The sequence below is a fragment of the Wolbachia endosymbiont of Phyllotreta cruciferae genome, from assembly GCF_918697765.1.
Taxonomy (GTDB): Bacteria; Pseudomonadota; Alphaproteobacteria; order Rickettsiales; family Anaplasmataceae; genus Wolbachia; species Wolbachia pipientis.
In genome coordinates this window covers 1,691,155-1,710,751 of the sequence record NZ_OU953855.1, presented here as the reverse complement: position 1 = coordinate 1,710,751, position 19,597 = coordinate 1,691,155, and the positions used below count along the sequence as shown (strand labels likewise).

18 protein-coding genes, 3 tRNA genes and 1 pseudogene are annotated in these 19,597 nt (G+C 36.5%); 12 read left to right on the top strand and 10 right to left on the bottom strand.

Annotated elements, in window-relative coordinates; all coding sequences use genetic code 11:
- Positions 1-98 precede the first annotated feature (98 nt).
- The 5 genes and pseudogenes from NL281_RS07960 to NL281_RS07940 form a co-directional block, all read right to left on the bottom strand.
- Positions 99-647: pseudogene (locus tag NL281_RS07960) on the bottom strand (Rpn family recombination-promoting nuclease/putative transposase); the annotation flags it as partial.
- Positions 648-936: 289 nt separating this feature from the next.
- Entirely contained in the window at positions 937-2,100 is a 1,164-nt protein-coding gene (gene dxr, locus NL281_RS07955; protein ID WP_253303306.1) for a 1-deoxy-D-xylulose-5-phosphate reductoisomerase, read from the bottom strand.
- An 82-nt stretch (positions 2,101-2,182) separates the two neighbouring features.
- The gene (locus NL281_RS07950; protein ID WP_007548965.1) at positions 2,183-2,680 is read right to left on the bottom strand and encodes a hypothetical protein; all 498 of its coding nucleotides are present in this window, start codon (positions 2,678-2,680) and stop codon (positions 2,183-2,185) included.
- A 204-nt stretch (positions 2,681-2,884) separates the two neighbouring features.
- Entirely contained in the window at positions 2,885-3,586 is a 702-nt protein-coding gene (locus NL281_RS07945) for an ABC transporter ATP-binding protein (RefSeq protein WP_006279859.1), read from the bottom strand.
- Positions 3,579-4,361 (bottom strand): MlaE family ABC transporter permease, encoded by a 783-nt coding sequence (locus NL281_RS07940; protein ID WP_015589313.1) that lies wholly within the window; start codon positions 4,359-4,361, stop codon positions 3,579-3,581. The genes NL281_RS07945 and NL281_RS07940 overlap by 8 nt, the downstream gene beginning before the upstream one ends.
- A 215-nt stretch (positions 4,362-4,576) precedes the next feature.
- On the opposite strand from NL281_RS07940, the gene NL281_RS08535 reads away from it, so the two are divergent.
- The 6 genes from NL281_RS08535 (at position 4,577) to NL281_RS07915 (ending at position 9,135) form a co-directional block, all read left to right on the top strand.
- The gene (locus tag NL281_RS08535) at positions 4,577-4,705 is read left to right on the top strand and encodes a hypothetical protein (protein WP_256469369.1); all 129 of its coding nucleotides are present in this window, start codon (positions 4,577-4,579) and stop codon (positions 4,703-4,705) included.
- On the top strand, positions 4,690-5,646 hold the full coding sequence (locus NL281_RS07935; RefSeq protein ID WP_253303014.1) for an IS5 family transposase: 957 nt from the start codon (positions 4,690-4,692) through the stop codon (positions 5,644-5,646). The genes NL281_RS08535 and NL281_RS07935 overlap by 16 nt, the downstream gene beginning before the upstream one ends.
- A gap of 396 nt (positions 5,647-6,042) precedes the next feature.
- Positions 6,043-6,225, top strand: a complete 183-nt coding sequence (gene rpmF / locus NL281_RS07930) for a 50S ribosomal protein L32 (protein WP_010962967.1) — start codon at positions 6,043-6,045, stop codon at positions 6,223-6,225.
- A gap of 10 nt (positions 6,226-6,235) precedes the next feature.
- Complete coding sequence (gene plsX, locus NL281_RS07925; RefSeq protein ID WP_151807807.1) at positions 6,236-7,273, top strand: phosphate acyltransferase PlsX; 1,038 nt, start codon at positions 6,236-6,238, stop codon at positions 7,271-7,273.
- The gene (locus tag NL281_RS07920) at positions 7,266-8,276 is read left to right on the top strand and encodes a beta-ketoacyl-ACP synthase III (protein ID WP_182321005.1); all 1,011 of its coding nucleotides are present in this window, start codon (positions 7,266-7,268) and stop codon (positions 8,274-8,276) included. Before plsX ends, NL281_RS07920 begins: the two co-directional genes overlap by 8 nt.
- A gap of 694 nt (positions 8,277-8,970) precedes the next feature.
- Entirely contained in the window at positions 8,971-9,135 is a 165-nt protein-coding gene (locus NL281_RS07915) for a hypothetical protein (RefSeq protein ID WP_253303305.1), read from the top strand.
- Between the two features lie 357 nt (positions 9,136-9,492).
- Here NL281_RS07915 and NL281_RS07910 read toward each other — a convergent pair whose 3' ends face one another.
- The 3 genes from NL281_RS07910 to mnmE all read right to left on the bottom strand — a co-directional run bounded on the left by NL281_RS07910 (position 9,493) and on the right by mnmE (position 12,348).
- Positions 9,493-10,509 (bottom strand): NAD(P)/FAD-dependent oxidoreductase, encoded by a 1,017-nt coding sequence (locus tag NL281_RS07910; RefSeq protein ID WP_253303304.1) that lies wholly within the window; start codon positions 10,507-10,509, stop codon positions 9,493-9,495.
- A gap of 168 nt (positions 10,510-10,677) precedes the next feature.
- Positions 10,678-10,765: transfer RNA gene (locus tag NL281_RS07905), tRNA-Ser, on the bottom strand.
- Between the two features lie 47 nt (positions 10,766-10,812).
- Positions 10,813-12,348: a tRNA uridine-5-carboxymethylaminomethyl(34) synthesis GTPase MnmE gene (gene mnmE, locus NL281_RS07900; protein ID WP_253303303.1), complete on the bottom strand. Its 1,536-nt coding sequence runs from the start codon at positions 12,346-12,348 to the stop codon at positions 10,813-10,815.
- Positions 12,349-12,479: 131 nt separating this feature from the next.
- On the opposite strand from mnmE, the gene nuoI reads away from it, so the two are divergent.
- The 4 genes from nuoI to infC all read left to right on the top strand — a co-directional run bounded on the left by nuoI (position 12,480) and on the right by infC (position 15,790).
- A complete protein-coding gene (gene nuoI / locus NL281_RS07895) occupies positions 12,480-12,962 on the top strand; it encodes an NADH-quinone oxidoreductase subunit NuoI (protein WP_038199316.1) in 483 nt (160 codons plus the stop codon).
- A gap of 115 nt (positions 12,963-13,077) precedes the next feature.
- Positions 13,078-13,365 carry a hypothetical protein gene (locus NL281_RS07890; RefSeq protein ID WP_049973587.1) on the top strand — a complete coding sequence of 96 codons (288 nt, stop codon included), beginning with the start codon at positions 13,078-13,080 and terminating at the stop codon, positions 13,363-13,365.
- Entirely contained in the window at positions 13,358-15,259 is a 1,902-nt protein-coding gene (thrS, locus tag NL281_RS07885; RefSeq protein WP_253303302.1) for a threonine--tRNA ligase, read from the top strand. Before NL281_RS07890 ends, thrS begins: the two co-directional genes overlap by 8 nt.
- Before the next feature lie 12 nt (positions 15,260-15,271).
- Entirely contained in the window at positions 15,272-15,790 is a 519-nt protein-coding gene (gene infC / locus NL281_RS07880) for a translation initiation factor IF-3 (protein ID WP_182320999.1), read from the top strand.
- Between the two features lie 28 nt (positions 15,791-15,818).
- Here infC and nuoF read toward each other — a convergent pair whose 3' ends face one another.
- Positions 15,819-17,072, bottom strand: a complete 1,254-nt coding sequence (nuoF, locus tag NL281_RS07875) for an NADH-quinone oxidoreductase subunit NuoF (RefSeq protein ID WP_253303750.1) — start codon at positions 17,070-17,072, stop codon at positions 15,819-15,821.
- Positions 17,073-17,091: 19 nt separating this feature from the next.
- A tRNA-Lys gene (locus NL281_RS07870) sits at positions 17,092-17,164 on the bottom strand.
- 320 nt (positions 17,165-17,484) lie between these two features.
- Between NL281_RS07870 and NL281_RS07865 the strand changes: the two genes are divergently transcribed.
- Positions 17,485-17,560: transfer RNA gene (locus NL281_RS07865), tRNA-Ala, on the top strand.
- A gap of 212 nt (positions 17,561-17,772) precedes the next feature.
- Complete coding sequence (locus NL281_RS07860; RefSeq protein ID WP_253303301.1) at positions 17,773-18,795, top strand: magnesium and cobalt transport protein CorA; 1,023 nt, start codon at positions 17,773-17,775, stop codon at positions 18,793-18,795.
- The last annotated feature ends 802 nt before the right edge of the window (positions 18,796-19,597 follow it).

The following is a 19,597-nucleotide window of genomic DNA, read 5'->3' as shown; positions in this document are numbered from 1 at the left end:
GAGGTTGCCACTCTTTGAAATGTGAGATATACATTATCCCTGATGTCTGGGAAGATGGAATTTAACCACCACAAAACCATGACCTTCCAGGTCGCACTGAAAAAAAATAGCCAACGGTCTACTACACTTTCTAGTTGTTCTTCTCTACTCTTAGGAAATTTTGGCAGCTCTATGAAGATAAATTGAAAATCTTTTAAGTCATGCTCATTGGTTTTCTCATCTCTTATAGTGTGGCTGGATATATAATCAAGCTTATCAGGAAATAAATTACAATTAGAGATAGCAATAAAGAAAACCTTCTTTAAATCAATGTACTTACCAGATTTATCAGCTTGCCTTGAGTAAGCCTTAGCAGCATATAATTGAGCTCGTTTTTCGAAGCCTTTATCGCGAGTAAGCTGCATTTCAATCACATACCTGGCCCCACTAGAATCCCTGCAAAGAACATCAACTATACTTTGTTTATCAGATGCAATTTCAGGATCCATTATAGTACTGAGGAATTCCACTTCTTGTATAGTATTTATCTCAGTAAACCCTAAAATATCATTCAAAAAATGTATGAGAATATTCTTATTTTTTTCAGTGCCAAATATTTTTTTGAAGGTTAAATCCAGCTTAGGGTCGAGAAACTTAGATAAAGCCATAGCCAAAGTGCTTAAAAATATTAATAATTATACACACAATTATTCAACCATATTTTTGAAGATAGCTATAGCTATGCCGCCGCGAACCGTCATACCGCCGCGGTATCTCTAGATCCCGCTAACAAGCAGCGGGATGACGAATTACTTAACCGTCATACCACCGCGAACCGTCATACCGCGATTCATTCGCGGTATCTCGGCATAGATTCCGCTAACTAGTAGCGGAATGACGATTGTGCATCGTGCTTTGCTAAAAAAAAATCACAGAATACAGTCTGGTTACATTACTCTAGCTATACGCAACAACTTTACTTTCAACAATTTTATTAGCAATAATACGACTTTCACAATCAATATTTATTATATCAGATAGTGAATTAATATCAGTATAACTATCAAAACTTTCCATTGTTGATTCCACTATCTCTACTATTTTTAAAAAGCCAATTCGTGACTTCAAAAATTCATTAACAGCTATTTCATTTGCAGCATTGAGCACAATACTATTTGCTTGTGGAGCAGAAGAGTTTAACACTGCCATGCTAAGCTTTAGCGCAGGAAAACGCTTATGGTCTGGCTCTTGAAAGGTCAATTTTCCTTGCTTTGTTAAATCTAGTCTACAATTTAAAGCTGATCTTTCCGGCCAAGACAAAGCATATGAAATGGGAATTGCCATGTCAGTCTCTGCAAGCACAGCAAAGTTGAACCCATCCTTATAAGTTACAATTCCATGTACTATTGACTCAGGATGCACTATTGCTTCAATTTTATCCGGGCTGATATTAAACAAGTTATGTGCTTCTATTATCTCTAGTGCCTTATTCATCATTGTTGCACTATCAACCGAGATTTTCTTTCCCATATTCCAAGTGGGGTGACTAAGCGCCTGATCTACCATGATATTTCTTAATTGCTCAAGGCTATAATTTAAGAATGGTCCACCAGAAGCAGTAAGTATGATCTTTTCTATGCATTTGTCGTCATTTTGCAAAATTTGAAAAATTGCATTGTGCTCAGAGTCAATAGGGATTATTTGTACATTTTTTTCTTTAGCTTTTTTGAGTAATAACTTTCCACCGCAAACAATGCTTTCTTTGTTTGCCAATGCAATGACTTTGGTACCGCTTTCTATAACTTCCATAACTGGCCCAAGGCCTGCAATGCCAACTATTGCAACAACTGAGAGATCAACAGGTATGGTAGCAATATTTGTAGCACCAATTGCTATTTTTACATCTGTACCAAGTAAACTTTCTTTCAAATCTTTGTAAAGCCTTTCATCGGAGATAGCAACATATTTTGCATTTAGCAGTTTTGCTTGGTGTGCCAGTAGAGCAAAGTTCGAATGGGCACTTAGTGCTTCCACTTGGTATTCTTCTTTTCTCTTTGAGAGCAAATCTACAGTCTTTTTTCCAACACTTCCTGTTGACCCTAAAACTGAAACCTTTTTCACTAAGACAAACTCATGTTAATTATAACAACAGCAACTTTTCTTATTAGGCCTTCTCGCATACTATTCAGCAGTTTTTAAGCGTTTAACCAAGTTCATGCCCGTGGTCATCGCCAACAGATGGTGAAGGACCAGGTGAAAAAGATTGACCATGGTGATCACCTGCATCATGCATGTCTTGCAAACCATCAGCATTATGAGCTATTTCGTTATTGGCATGAGGGTAATCATCTGAGTGATGTCCATCATCACCATGAGCCATATCCATTCCTTCTGATGGCATATCTTCTCCACCTCCACCTGAAAAATATTCTGCAAGGCCTTCAAGAAATTTTATGCCAAACATATTACCTGATTTTCCAAACAGCGTTACTAGACTACTACCACTCACCAAACCTTCAAACACGTTACTATAAGCAGCAATTGCTCCTTCATGAAAGTTGAACAACCATTTCATTCCATCCACGACTGTTGAAACAGAGTCACTATGACCAAGACCAAAACCACTTTTTTCACCAGCAGCCTCTTGGTGTTGCTGCTGCGCTTGCCATTCTGCAATGTTTGGACCTTGAGCTTCACTCATAAATTTTTACTCTCAACCTTAAGCTATTATTTTATCACAAATATTGCAAAATATCAATAGAGCTTTTGAATATAGCTAATACAAACAATTCTGTTATCTTATATAGGATCCAGTTTGAAAAAAATCTGAATTCCAATGTTCACTACCTTTTACAAAGTTAAAACTTAAAAATATGACTGTTAGCAATAGTGTATATATCTTTAGCTATATATAATGAATGAATTTTTTTATATATTCGTTATTAGTATTTTGTATTTCCTGAACAGTTCCATGGGAAATGATCTCCCCTTCATATAATACTGCTATTTTATCAGCTATTTTAAATGCGCTATGAATATCATGTGTAATCGTGATAATTGTAGGGTTAAGATCTCTAGATAATTTTATTATTATCTCGTTTACTATATCTGACATAATTGGGTCCAATCCTGAAGTTGGTTCATCCAAAATAATGATTTCTGGATTGTGTGCAATCGCCCTTGCAAGTGCCACTCTTTTTTTCATTCCACCTGATAGCTCTATTGGAAACATATCTGCTATGCTTTCCTCCAGTCCAACATCATTTAACTTCTCGATTGCTAGCTGTTTTGCCTCTTTTTTGCTGATATTAAAGCGCTTTTTATAATTAAAAGATATATTTTCCCACACTGTAACGTAGTCAAATAAAGCGGAATTTTGAAATAAAACCCCAAATTTATTTTTGCTTTTACTATTTATTTTAACAGACCCTGAGTCTGGAGCAAGCAAGCCGATAATTGTTTTTGTTAATACAGATTTGCCGCTTCCTGAGCCACCAAGTATGACTAATGATTCCCCTTTTAATATATCAAAATTTAGATCTTTTAGTACTGTCCTATCATCAAAAGATAAGCTTAAGTTCAATATTGATATTATGGGGTTACGCATGTATCAAAGTAATCATGTAGTTTGCTAAAATGATCAGTATGGACGATAAAACAACAGTTGATGTTGTAGCAACACCTACTCCTCGTGCACCTTCTTTGCAATGGTAACCGTAATAGCAGCTTGAGACAGAAATTATGGCGCCAAATACAGTTGCTTTTATTAGCCCAGTTATAAAATCATACGTATTAAAGAACTGAGCTGTGTGTTTAATGTATATATTTAAATTGTGGTTAAATTCGAAGACTGCAGTGATACATCCTCCAAATATTCCTATTAAATCTGCACATACTGTAAGTATGGGAAATACTATGATTGACGCTAAAATCCTTGGTGCAATTAAATATTTAAAAGGGTTGATGTTCAAGGTTGTAAGTGCATCTATTTGCTCGGTGATGCGCATTGTACCAATTTCTGCTGCAACTGATGATCCAACCTTTCCTACCATTATTAAGCTGATCAAAACTGGTCCTAACTCTTTAATGATAGTGATCGTAACAAGTTTGGGTATTATCTGTTCTTGGTTAATTAATGGGTCACTCAAGCTACTTTGTAAAACTATTGCCGCTCCTATAAAAACTCCAGTGAGCCCAACAATTGGCAGAGAGAAAAAGCCTATCTCTATAATTTGTCTTGCTATGTTGCTAAAATAATATGGTGGCACAAGGCAGTGGTATAGAGATTGAATAAAAAATATGAATGCACTACCAAGCCTTAACAAAAAATTGATAAAGTACCTACCAATTATTCTAACACTATTTATATCAAAAAAGCTCACTTTGTATTCATTTTAGCTAGAGGTTAGTCTTACTGATTTTATTAAAATTTTTATTAACTTTATCGCAAAGTATAGCTGAGATATGTTTTAAGTTCAACATACTTGATGTTTTAATTTAAAGCTCATATAGCTAACCCAAGAAAGGTTTCCCTACGTCATACCGCCACGGTATCCACAACTGTACGAACGTTGTAGTTTGGGAGCAATTCCCACCAGTGGGCCAGTGCCCAGACACTGGGATGGCTTTGTTGCATCGCTCAAGTGAAAAGAACTGGCAGTTACTGACAAAATTCATTATAAATAGCCATTTAACTGTTGAAGAAAAAATATGCCACAAAAAATGAGAGTCAGTAACTGCCATGAATATAACAAATTTCTCCAAGAAAGAGGAAGCATTTTTTGTTATATCAATGACGCCATAGAAAATTGGTACGAGAATTGTCCAAAAATGCAGGGCGGCAACTATATTTATAGTGATAAAGTTGTGATTTTGGTGCATATAATCGTCAGTTTCTTTAGAATTGGTTTAAGACAAACAGTCGGGTTTATAAAAGGGTATTTGCAACAAATAGGAAGAGATTTGGCAGTTATCAGCTATTCACAAGCATCAAGAAGGTTTAAGAAACTTAATATTAAGATAAATGATTGCAGAATTGATAAAAATAATATGGAAGATATCGAAATTGCTATAGACAGTACAGGAATTAGTATATACAACAACACTCCTGGTCACAGCAAGGAAAATAGCACTGACAGAAAATATCGTGGCTATGAGCAAACGAGAAAATTGCACGTAATGTTGAATATAAACAACAAAAAAGCCATAGCTGTAAAATACAGTAACGGTGTCTACTCTGATCACTATGGAGCTTGTGATTTGCTAAAAGAAGTTGATTTTCAGCATGCCATAAAAGCACTATATGCAGATAGAGCATGTGATAGGCACAAGTTTTATAAGTTGTGTAACAAATATGATATAAAGACAAAAATTCCACCAATAAACAATGCGGCAGAACATCCAGAAATAGATTATATGTCTGACAGGAATGCTGCTATTAGGTTAATAAAATTATACGGTGAAGATGGCATGAAAGAATGGAAAAAAGAAGTAAATTATGGGAAAAGATCTTATATTGAAGGGTTTTTCTCAAGATTAAAGCAAATATTCGGATTTAGTTTTAGGAATAAATCTGAGATAAATCGAGAAAAAGAACTGCTAATCAAATGCTATTTGCTTAATAAATTCACTGATATTGGTATGGCTAAATTTGAGATAGTTACATGAATTTACCATAAATCACCATCTCATAAAGTGTGATGCAACAAAGCCCACTGGGATCCAGCTTCTATGCAACTTAATTAAAAACGTTTGTTTTAGCATAAGACAACTACCTTTAGCTCATCAGCTCAGTTATAAGCAAAATTTCTGGATTCCAGACTGGAATGACATCATCTGTTGTGCAATTTACCTTCAAAAATGAATGTTCGTACAGCTATGGATTCATTCGCGGTATAGATTCCGCTAACAAGTAGCGGAATGACGGTTTTTCAAATTGTAGAGCCACTTTAGCTATAGAACTCAATTACATAAGCAAACCTTACTTATTTTACTATCCCTGTTTACTTCCTGTAAAAAACATGTTACTAATGAATTGAATTTTGTAGTAGAATGGAGGAAGTTTTGGCAGTTCCAAAAAGAAAAAAGTCAAAGTCAAGGCGTAATATGCATCGTTCTCATCATGCTATTGAGCCTAAGAATGTTGTGGTATGTTCAACAACTGGGGAATTCATGTTGCCTCATAACGTAGCAGTTGATGGCAGTTACAAAGGAAAACGGGTTTTCATCAAGCAACAGGCAGAGTGACTATTATGATATGTTACCTACGGTCAATAATAATATAGTTATTGCACTTGACGCTATGGGGGGCGATTTTGCGCCTCTTTCCGTAATTCATGGTGCTGGTTTTTTTTTAGACAACCTTGTTGACCCAGGCATTAAAGTTTTTTTTCATATTTATGGAGATAAGGAAGAAGTATCTCCTTTGCTTTCAAAATACAAAAAAGTAAGTAACAATTCTGAGTTTACTCATTGTTCTGACAATGTTCTTGCAAATGATAAGCCATCTTTTGCACTGAGGCATCGTAAAGACTCAAGTATGAAAGCTGCCATTGAGGCAGTAAAAAAAGGTAAAGCTTTCGGAGTGGTGTCTTCAGGCAACACCGGAGCATTGATGGCAATTTCCAGATTTATTTTAGGAACATTACCAAACATTTATCGTCCTGCTATTGCCTCTATCTGTCCAACTAAGACAAAAAGCTTCGCTTTGCTTGACCTTGGTGCAAATGTTGATTGTAATGCCGACTCATTATTTCAATTTGCGTTAATGGGTAGTATATTTGCAAAGATAGCATTAAAAATTGACAATCCTGAAGTTGCTTTGCTAAATATCGGCACAGAAGAAGTTAAAGGTAATGACTCAGTGCGCGGCGCTTTTGAGTTGCTTAAAAACGCTCCAGGCATTAATTTCAAAGGGTATATAGAGGCAAGTGAATTTTTAGAGGGTAATATAGATGTGATTGTTGCTGATGGTTTTGTTGGCAATGTAATGCTCAAAACGGCTGAGGCAACCGCTAGTACCTTTATCAATCTAATAAAGCAGGAAGTATTCAATTCGTGGATAGCGAAAATGCTTGTTGGTATATTGTTAAAATCCAAACTAAATAAAGCTTTAACGCGTTTTAATCCCAAAATTAGAAGTGGAGCTATGTTTTTAGGGCTGAATGGTATCATCATTAAAAGTCATGGAAATTCTGATGCTATTTCTTTTGCCCATGCCATAAAATTTGCAGTAAATGCAATTAGTGAAAATTTAAATCAAAAGATAATTAACGGGGTAAGTCATATTGAATAAAAGTTTCATATTAAGCACTGGATCTTACCTACCAAGAAAAATGTTGAGTAACAACGAAATTGCATCGATAGTTGAGACGAGCGATGAATGGATAAGGCAGAGAACAGGAATAGTTCAAAGGCATATAGCAGATGAAGGAGAACTAACGTCAGATCTAGCTGTAAATGCAGCAAAAAGTGCTATAGAAAAAGCTAAAATTTCAGTAGATGAAATTGACTTGATTATAGTTGCTACAACAACTCCTGATAAAACTTTTCCTAGCTGTGCAACGATTGTACAAAGTAAGTTAAAATGTAAAAACGCATTTGCTTTTGATGTACAAGCAGCATGCTCTGGTTTTATATATGCAGTTACAGTTGCTGATTCGCTCATAAAATCTAACAATAGAATTAAATATGCATTGGTTATAGGTGCTGAAATAATGTCTAGGATTGTTGATTGGGAAAATAGGTCAACTTGTGTACTCTTTGGTGATGGTGCTGGTGCAGTAATAATGAAATCAGCATGTCATTTTAACGTCATTCCAACAAATGATGCTGATACTTGGGTGGCAGAGAAGGGGGTTACAAAAGGTATAATTTCAACTAGCCTATATTCTGATGGCAATGTGGACATACTATGTACGAACGGAGGGATATCCTCAACTGGTGATTCTGGAAAAATATGCATGAATGGAAGAGAAGTGTTTAAACATGCAGTGGATAAGTTAACAGCCTCAGTAGAGGAAACTCTGAAATGCAATAATTTGAAAATCACTGATATTGACTGGTTAATTCCCCATCAAGCAAACATTCGTATTATTGAAGCAGTAGTAAAGAAATTAGATTTTCCTATAGAGAAAGTGATTAATACCGTTGATAAGCATGCAAACACCTCAGCGGCATCAATTCCACTGGCCTTAGACTATGCAATACAAGAATCAAAAATAAAATCAGGAAATCTGGTACTGCTGATTTCAATAGGTGCAGGCCTGACCTGGGGTTCCGTGTTGCTGCACTATTAGACTTCCTGCATTACCTCCTGTCATCCAAGTACCCTCTTTGTCATTCCAGTGCCTCTTTCTCCTGTCATCCCAGTGCCCTGACTACTTGGATCCAGAAAAAAGAATGGTGTCATGAAAGTAGCTGATACTGGTTTTCATCCAAGAGGGTGTCATCTCAGTGCCCTGACTACTTGGATCCAGGAAAAAAATGGTGTCATCCAACTCCCCTGTCATCCCAGTGCTTGACACTGGGATGGCTTTGTTGCATCGCTAGCTATGATGGATTAAAGATAAAAAAGATAGGGAATATCAGTAGCTTATTATTCTGGTATTTATAACAAGAACGGTCAGTGAATACCTAAATTTGAGTAAAAGAAATTTCACTACCACTCACTAATCTGGCTAAAATTCAAGAATTTCAATGCTTTAGCTATTTTCAATAGAATTAAATTTATTAATATAAATAACAAATTACTATTCTTAAATTTGATCAGATTGATTGCAAAAAAACAAGATTTTCAATAGGTTGCTTATAATCCTAACTATAGTTAGCCTTTCATAAGTAGCGATGCAACAAAGCCCACTGGGATCCAGGAAAGTTTGCTTGTAAGCAAGCAAACTAGCACAGAAAGTGGTTACAACATTTTCGATGAGATTATATGGAAAACTAGATCCCAGTGTCAAGCACTGGGATGACAAAAAAAGGAGCACTGGGATGACATCATCCTTTTTTTGGATTCCAGCATCAAGTGCTGGAATGACACCTCTCTTGGGCTCTTTTAGCCACAAATATTTAAGAAATTTACCAAATGAAAAAAAAGGCAAAAGAAGCCCTGGGGTTATTATCCGCTTTAAAATATTGGCGTTTTTTATGTTTTAAACGCTTGACAAGCGAGATTAAGCTGCTTTTAATTGCAACTAACTTACGCTGCAAACGTTTAAGAAATTTACTAAGCAGAAAAAAAGACAAAGAATCCCCGAGTTAGCTAGTCTTTTACTATCTCTGTCGAGTATTGGCATTTTTTGATGTCTTGTAACGCTTTGTAAGCGCGTTCAGCTTATTTAGATAAAAATCTAGATGTAGATGAAGTTTTGTAAAGACATACAGTATCTATATACTGCAAAAAATTGAACATAAGACGCCGATACATTAAGTAATCCTTACCTTTTAATCTGCAGATTGGCGAAAGCAAATACAATAGCTTCAGTTTCATGATAAGGGAGCTGGCGAGGTTTGTCAAGGAAGTTTTTCTTTCCCGTGAATTCCCTTTGAAGTTGAATATTGAAAATTGACTGGAGAGTTGTGGATTACTTTGTATATGTCATAACAAGCCATGGCGCTCTCAGCAAAACCATTTAGTATTAATTTTAGTTTGCCTGAATAAATAGCTATATCTCCGATTGCATATATCCTATCTCTACTGGTTTTAAGTGTAGCTGGGTCGACAACTATGCGGCTATGTTCTAACTGTATACCCCAATTGTTTATTGGACCAAGATTCATTGACAATCCAAAAAATGGCAGCAAAAAATCAGCGGATATTTCTTTTTCTTCCTTAGAGGCAATGTTTTTTACTATCACTGTGCTCAATTGCCCATTACCTCCTGCTAGTTCGTGTAATTGATATGGCACTACCAGTTCTATTTTTCCATCAATTTCAAGTGATTCTAATTTATTTCTAGTTTCAGGAGTGCAGCGAAATTCCTTTCTCCTATGTATCACATAAATTTTCTTTGCAACTTTAGAAAGTTCTACAGTCCAATCAGCCGCAGAATCACCCCCCCCTGCAATGACTATAGTTTTATCCTGAAAATCAGAAATTTTATTTACACTGTAAAATACAGATTTATTTTCATATTCTAATATACCACTTAAGGGTGGACGGTTAGGTTCAAACATTCCATTACCTGCAGCAATGATAACGGCTTTGCATTTTACCTCTGTACCTATGCTCGTTATGATAGTAAAGTTTTCACCTTCGTTATTTGAAATCTTTTCTACTTTTTGACTTAAATGGTAAATAGGCTTAAATGGCGAAGCTTGCTCCATTAGCTGCTCAATTAATTTTTGGGCAGTAATTACAGGATAACCAGGTATATCGTATATTGGCTTTTCTGGGTAAAGAGCTGTGCATTGTCCTCCTGCTTGATCCAAAACATCTATTATATGACATCTCATATCAAGCATTCCCGCTTGAAAAGCAGTGAATATTCCAACAGGTCCTGCACCTATTATTACTATATCGGTTTTCATATTCAGATGGTGATCTATTTATAGATATTAGCTTTCTTTGCTAACAAGGTCAATTTACAAAGGGATGTATTTTTAAAAGATGTGGCTAGATTAGACAAGATTTCCAGCGTTATGAACCACATAGTCCAAATAAGCTCTAAAAATCAGCTAGCATAGCGAGATGCTGTGCGGACGGAATGGGATTCGAACCCATGGTACGCTCATCACGTACGTCAGTTTTCAAGACTGGTGCCTTAAACCGCTCGGCCATCCGTCCATTTCTTTTCTATCACAACATTTGATTTTAAGCAATCTATAAAAGCTTTACTTGCCCACGCAAAAGTTGCTAAACACACTACTCAATATTTCCTCAACATCAATAATTCCAATCACTGCACCAAGTTCAAATGCAGCAAGCCTCAAATCTTCAGATATCAACTCAATTGGATTATCGATATTAAAACGTTGTAAATGTTCCAGTGCTTTCTTCATGTGATTCCTATGTCTTTGCCGAGTGATTACAGGAGTGTCTCTATCATGCCCAAATTTTTCCTCTGCCTTCTCTTTTATGAGAGAGATCAATTTGTTTGTACCTATTCCCTTTAAAATAGAAATAGGTAGAAAATCTATGCCATTAATTTTTATATTGTGATTATTGATAACATCGTCAGCTTTGCTCAATACATAAATGGTGTCATTTTGGTCTGATGTCATGCAAGTAGCTGACACTGGTTTCCAGCTTATCTCATCATGAACATTGTTTTCAGCACATGTTTCTAGAATCCATTGTCTATTGCATAATTTGCAAGTATTTTTATATCTGGATCCCAGTGTCAAGCACTGGGATGACACCGTTTGTTGATTACAATATTTGCATAGTTGTGTGTCAACGACAGATGGTATATTGCCTGTGGCTTGATAATTGACATCGTGTCGTTGTTCAAAAGGAAATAGCTCTATTCTTAAATCAGCTTCAAAAGACCTCTTTTTCGCTCGACTTATACCTTCTAATTCTATTGGATCTGAACTTTCACGAATTCCAGCAGTATCAGAGAGAATGATTGGGTATCCGCCAATGTCAATATGAGCTTCAAGTATATCTCTTGTTGTGCCTGCATATTCAGAAACAATAGCAATATCACGCTTGGCTAAGAAATTAAACAGAGTTGATTTACCGACATTTGGTTCACCAGTTATTACAATATGTAAACCCTCACGCAACCTTTCACCCCGTCTATTATCATTTAAATGCTCTTGTATCAACCGCACAAGAGCTCGCACTTCATTATTAATTTTTTCCAATTCATTTTTTTCTGTCCAAACATCCTCTGGAAAGTCTATATATGCTTCGATTTTGGATTGTATCGTTATTAATCTTTGCCTCCAATTGCTGTATAGTCTCTCCAATTCTCCTGATATCTGCTTAATCGCTTGTTTAGCTTGCATTTTCGTCTCAGCATCAATTAAGTCTGCAATCCCTTCTATTTGCGTTAAGTCAAATTTACCATTTAGAAAAGCCCTAAGTGAGAATTCTCCAGGCTTGGCCATAACGAAAACTTTTGATAATTCCTCCAAGATGATTTTTATAACTGCCTTGCTTCCATGCACTTGTAACTCTATAACATCCTCGCCAGTGAAACTGTTTGGAGCAGGGAAATAGATGATTATTCCATTATCTATCAATTGACTGGAATCATCATATAGATCAACTAAAGTAGCAAATCTTGGTTTAATTTCTTTCTTAATATGAAAATGATTTAAAGCTTTAAGCGCGTAGTTGCCTGAAATTCTGATTACTGCAACTCCTGACTTACCAAATACGGTCGATAAAGCGAAAATAGTTTCATTTGTGTTTGTCATTATTTATATAAACTACTTAGCAATATTACACTTAAGAAACCAAAATACCTAAAAAGTCACCCAGGTGAAAATATTTATTTTGAAAACTGATAATATGATTTATAATGACTGACACAAGTTTTAAATATTTTATGCTCAAGAAATTAGCTTGGTACTGGTCTTTTGTAGAGTTAATTAAAGGGTTTGTTATTACATTAAAATATATGTTTAAGCCAAAGGTTACTTTGAGGTATCCTATGGAGAAGGGCCCTTTAAGTCCAAGGTTTCGTGGTGAGCATGCGTTGCGTAGGTATCCAAACGGTGAAGAACGATGCATAGCTTGTAAATTGTGTGAAGTTATCTGCCCTGCTCAAGCAATAGTTATTGAAGCAGAGGAAAGAGAAGACGGTAGTCGCCGCACCACGCGCTATGATATTGATATGACAAAATGCATATACTGCGGACTTTGCCAAGAGGCATGTCCAGTTGATGCAATTGTGGAGGGTCCTAACTTTGAATTTGCTACTGAAACAAGAGAGGAGCTAATGTACAATAAAGAAAAGTTATTGCGTAATGGTGAAGTTTGGGAAGACGCAATTGCACTCAGGTTAAAGAAGAATAGGCCTTATTATTAATGTTCAGAGCTTATAACCCTGTTATCCATTATGATTTAGGGGCAGTGCCCACTAGGGGTGGTGTCATCCCAGTAGCTGATACACAACTGTACGAACATTTGTTTGCGAGGGCAGTATGTTAAATGTTATAGCCTGTTTTGCCTCAAACACAAAGGTGTCATCCCAGTGCTTGACACTGGGATCCAGTAAAATTGATTGTGAACAAGCACACTATACAACATTTTCAATGAAATTACAAAAAAGCTGGATTCCAGTGTCAAGCACTGGAATGACACCATTTGCTGTGCAATTTACCTTCGAAAATGAATGTTCGTATGGCTATGTGCGTGACACTGGGATGACACCGTTGGAAGAAGCAAACCGCCTTCAAGCTACATGTCCGTATAGGTTTATTTATGGTTAGGATTACTTTTTCAACCGAACAAAAAGTAAAAGAATACAGTGGTAAAGTCATTGGCTTTGATATATTACAACCAGATGCTTTGAAAGAAGCAATTGCCTTTAAGGTAAATGGTGAGTTGCATGATCTCTCACGTGAAATTGAAGCTGATGCAGAGATAGAGGTGATACAACTGAGTGACGAAGCGGGTTTAGATATAATAAGGCATGATGCTGCTCACATAATGGCACAGGCAGTGAAAGAGCTATTTCCTAATACTCAGATTACTATCGGCCCAACAATTCAGGACGGTTTTTACTATGATTTTGCTACAGGTCGTACCTTCACTACGGACGATCTTACCGCAATAGAAAAGAAAATGAAAGAGATTGTAAAAAGTAACCACAGATTTGTTCGAGAAGTTTGGACTCGCAAGCAGGCAATTGATTTCTTTAGTGGTATAGGCGAAAAATATAAGGTTGATATTATCTCATCCATACCAGAGGGTGAAAACCTAACTGTTTATAGGCAAGGTGATTTTATTGACCTATGTCGTGGTCCGCACTCACCATCAACCGGCAGAGTTAAAGCGTTTAAACTTATGAAAGTAGCGGGTGCATACTGGCGAGGTGATGCAAAGGGCCCAATGTTGCAGCGAATATATGGTACAGCATGGAGAAATAAGGATGAATTAAACGCTTACCTTGAGTGCCTCAAAGAAGCAGAAAAACGTGATCACCGCAAAATTGCTAAGGATATGGATTTATTTCACATTCAAGAGGAAGCTGTTGGGCAGGTTTTTTGGCATGAACAAGGATATATTCTATATAATGTTCTTGAGTCTTACATCAGAAAGAAGCTAATAAATAATGGCTATTTTGAGGTAAAAACTCCTATTTTAGTAAGTAAAGAGCTGTGGGAGGAATCTGGACATTGGGATAAGTTTCGTGAAAATATGTTTATTGTTGACGAATCTGAGAATAAAAAGTTAGCAATAAAACCCATGAATTGTCCTTGTCATGTGCAGATTTTTAATTCTCACACCAGGAGCTACCGTGATTTACCAATACGTATGGCAGAGTTTGGCACATGCCATAGAAATGAAAGCTCAGGATCATTGCACGGACTGATGCGAGTGCGTGGTTTTACGCAAGACGATGCACACATTTTTTGTATGGAAAAACAAGTGAATTCTGAGACTATAAAGTTTTGTGACCTTTTAAAAGAAGTATATTCAGAGCTTGGATTTAATGAAATTTCTGTGAAATTTTCAGACCGTCCAGATATTAGAGCAGGTAATGATGAAGTGTGGGATAGAGCTGAAAAAGCGCTGCTTGAAGCCGTTAAAGAAGCAGGCTTGAGTTATAAACTTAACCCTGGTGAAGGTGCGTTTTATGGTCCAAAGTTAGAGTTTGTCTTGAAAGATGCAATAGGCAGAAGCTGGCAATGTGGAACATTACAAGTTGATTTCATTTTACCAGAACGTCTGGGAGCTTTTTATATAGGAGCAGATGGACAAAAGCATCACCCTGTCATGTTACATAGGGCAATTCTTGGAACTTTTGAGCGTTTTATTGGAATTTTGATAGAAAATTATGCAGGAAAATTTCCAGTTTGGCTTGCTCCAACGCAACTTGCTATTCTGACCATTACAAATGAGGCTGACGGTTACGCCACAGAAATTAGCAATATTTTAAAAGAACAAGGTGTGAGAGTCAAGACTGATTTGACCAATGAAAAAATTAGTTATAAGATACGTTTGCATAGTTCAAACAAGGTTCCTATATTGTGGATTGTAGGCAAAAATGAAGTTACAAGTAAAACTGTGTCAGTAAGAAATTTAGGATCGGAAAGACAGGAGTCTTTTTCTTTGGAAAAGGCTAATGAATCGCTGTTAAAAAGTATTAATTTGAATTAAGGGAGTTAAAGTTTGCAAGTTAAAAAGAACAATAAAAACAGAATTAATGGATTTATCACAGCTAAGGAGGTACGCTTAGTTGATCATAGTGGTGAAATGGTCGGAATCGTGCCAATAGAACGAGCTTTGGAATTTGCACAGGGTGTTGGTTTAGACTTGGTGGAAATTGCACCTGATTCAACCCCTCCAGTATGTAAAATTCTGGATTATAGCAAGCAAAAGTATGATATAAAAAAGAAAGCAAGTGAAGCAAAAAAGAAACAAAAAACATTAACTATAAAAGAAATTAAACTGGGTCCTAATATTGGTGATCACGACTACGAAACAAAATTGCGTCAAGCAAGAGACTTACTTGTCCACGGACATAAAATTAAAGTCACAATGAGATTTAGAGGGAGAGAGCTTATAAACACTGAAGTTGGACTGGAAAAATTAGAACGGCTAATTCGAGACACTGAAGATATCGCAAAGGTAGAATTGGCACCTAAAAGAGAAGGGAATCAATATTTTTTAGCTCTGGTTGCTAAGTAGCAAAACGGCTTAAGAAGTATAAGTAAAGTTAAATTATCGCTCTCTCTTTGATAACATGGCGAAAATGTCTTATTAATCCTTGAATCGGCCAAGCTGCAGCATCGCCAAGCGCGCAAATTGTATGTCCTTCTATTTGAGTTGTAAGGTCAAGCAGCTTATCTATTTCATCAGGTTTAATATCTCCTGCCACCATCCTCTTCATAATCCTCCACATCCATCCAGTACCTTCACGGCATGGTGTGCATTGTCCACAGGACTCATGCATATAAAAGTGTGATAACCTCTCTATTGCAGCTATTATATCAGTTGATTTATCCATCACTATTACAGCAGCAGTACCAAGCCCTGATTGTGCAGTTCTTAATGAATCAAAATCCATTTCAATAGTATCGCATATAGATTTTGGAATTAATGGCACTGAAGACCCACCAGGTATTACAGCAAGTAAATTATCCCAACCTCCTCGCACTCCACCTGCGTATTTTTCAATTAATTCACGTAATGGAATTCCGAGCTCTTCTTCAACATTACACGGGTTGTTTACATGTCCTGAAATACAAAAGACCTTGGTACCAGTATTATTTGGTTTACCAAGAGATGTAAACCATTCTCCTCCGCGATTTAGAATATCTGGAACCATGGCTATAGTTTCAACGTTGTTTATTGTGGTTGGGCAGCCAAAAAGTCCAACACCTGCGGGAAATGGAGGCTTCATGCGAGGAAAGCCCTTTTTTCCTTCAATTGATTCAAGTTGAGCTGTTTCTTCTCCACATATGTAAGCTCCTGCACCCCTATGGATAAACACATCAAGATCATAACCTGATTTGCAGGCATTTTTTCCAATTAAGTTTTCTTTATAGGCTTCCTCAAGTGCTTTTTTCAGAACTAAATATTCATTATAAAATTCACCCCTGATATAAATATACGCAACTGATGCGCTGATCGCTCTGCTGGCCAGGAGAACTCCCTCAAGTAACTTATGTGGCTCATATCGCAATATATCTCTATCTTTACATGTACCAGGTTCTGACTCATCTGCATTGACTACTAAATATGCTTTTGGGAGATTTTTGGGCATAAAGCTCCACTTAAGGCCGGTGGAAAATCCTGCACCCCCTCGACCTCTCAAGCCAGATTTCTTTACTTCATCAATGATTTTTTCTGATCCTAAATCCAGTAATTCCTTTGTTTTTTGCCAACCACCACGTTTTTTTGCACCCTCAAGTAGTGGAGTTTCTTTACCATTTAGGTTGGTGAATATTTTGTCTTGTTCTTTTAGCATGTTTTTCAAAATTTGTGAGTGATCCCGACGCGATTCGAACGCGTGACCCACTGATTAAAAGTCAGTTGCTCTACCGGCTGAGCTACGGGATCATTTCATTTTTCAGCTATACTAAACATCAATACAGTTTTTATCCGTTTTAATCAAACTAAAATTTTCATGTGTGGTTAAATAAATTATATAATATACTGCGTTAGTGATAATTTAGTTAAAAAATTTTTAAAGGAAAACTTCTTGTTAATTTTCAGTTCACAGATTTATTTGGATGGTGTGACGTATAACGCTAAGGAGACAAAAAAATAGAGAAGTGTGTACACCCTGCAGAATTTGTACACTATTTAGCAATAGCCTAATAGATAAATATTTCTTGCATTTCAGCCTGAGTGATTTATGCTTTAAGCAAGAATTACCTGGGGGTATAGCTCAGCTGGTAGAGCATCTGTTTTGCACGCAGAAGGTCAGCGGTTCGATCCCGCTTGCCTCCACCAGTCTATACAGCTCTAGCCGCCACAAAACCTGTCAAAGCAGCTTATTTTAATCTATGAGGATTTTATACTACTTCCCTGAAAATCTCTATTTCTTTTCGTAACTTTTCTCTACACAAGTAATGTTGGTTATTACAATTGTAATATATACCAATTTAACAAAAAATTAATCAATAAATGTTAGAATATTAACAATTAATTTATTGGTAACGCCTATGAGTGGAAAAAAGCATGTTTTTAAGATGATACCTGGAAAAGAGGTGTTTAGAAAAACCCCGACTACAAGGATAAAGTGGCCTGAAGGTAATGATCCTACAATGCCTATTAAAAAAGTTGAGCTTGTATCGCTGGATGATAAAAACGATGTAGTACTAGGCTTATTGCCTATAAAACTTTGCAGCAGTTCTTGCCTAGACAGTTACATATGTCTGGAGGAAGAAAATGAAGGAAATCTGGTAGCCAAAGATTATAAAAGTGATTCTAACTTAGATTATGTAAAAAGTAACCATACATTTGTATATTACGGTAATGAGTTGGCTAAGTTATCATATACAAGAGAGCTTGTGCAGCCTTTCAAAACTATGTGTAGCAGTTCTATTAAATCAAAAAAATTGGAATACAAATATGTAACATGGGAAGATTCAGATACTGGCAACAATAAATATTATTTTTCAGACGAGGCAGGAAATATAATCGATTCACCTGACAATAAGGTATTACAAGACATTATGTTATACTACGGTGAGAGACATATAAGAGATGTGCTACTGTTGCTATCAAGCACGTTTACCAAAGTTTTTATTCAGGGCCTAACAGACGACCAACTAAAAACTCTTGCCAATACTCTTAGTAACGAGCAACTGCAAAAAATAATTCCTGAACTGAGCTCAAGCCAGTTGCAGGCCTTAGCAGAGAACTTAACAGATGAACAACTTCAAGCTTTAGTGGATCATCTAACCAATCACCAGCTAAAAACCCTCGCTCAGGAACTAAATCCAGAAAAGTTACAAATAATTGTTCCTATTTTAAATGATACTCAGCTTGAAGCTCTAGTGAGAAAATTAAATTCAGAGCAAGTAAAAGAAATTTTACCTCACTTAAAAGTGGATCAGTTCAAAGCACTTATTAAAACTTTAAATGACGAGCAATTTACAGTGCTTGCAAAAGACTTAGCTGAGCACCACTTGACAATACTCTCCAAAGAATTAGAAGGTGATCAGTCAATGGCGTCAACTTAAGGAAAAATATCAGCGATAGTGTATAAAATTTCTCTCTAAATTTTTTATCATTAAATTATCCAAAGAATGCAATAAACAGCACTTTTGTTTCTGTTTTATTTCAACAAAGAAGTCTAAAATGTGTCCTTTTTAGGTGAAACATGCGTGCGCCAAGCAAAGTGCGTAAAGTCCAGTTGGTGAAAATCCAACCCAGGCAAAGCCTAGCCAGCAGGCTGGAACAAACCACTATGCTGCGTAAGGTAACGAGCGTAGTAAAGCTAGTGGAATGGACAACACAGGGTACAACGAAAGTGAAGGTATTGAGTCCCGAAATTCTCGATGTCATAGAGGTCGACACGTTGCATATAGTGGAAGACAGCAAGAAGGGTAACAATAGGGCAAGTTATCACTCACTCTATCGGGATCTGAGGCCGTATCACGTGTTGAGATGGAGTTTACGTAAACTTGGGAGATCCTTTGTATTCCTATTAAGGTACGTTGGAACAAGTCAACAAAGGCGAGTACTGACGGAAGATATAAAGGAAGTCGGACTGATTGATAGTACTCAGAGTGTGGGAAAGCCACATACAAGGGGAAGCGGTCAGCAATATAGTGACTGGTTTAGGAATTGCTATGCCAATACAACGGAGGTTGGAATAACGTGCAAAGAAAACTAAATCAGATAGCAGTAAGAGCCAGGCAAGATAAACGATTGAAATTTAATCGTTAATTCATCTGATAAACGCAGAGAATCTTGCTGAATGTTATAAAGAGCTAAAGCATAACAAAGCATGCGGTATAGACCAGGTGACAGTAGAAGCTT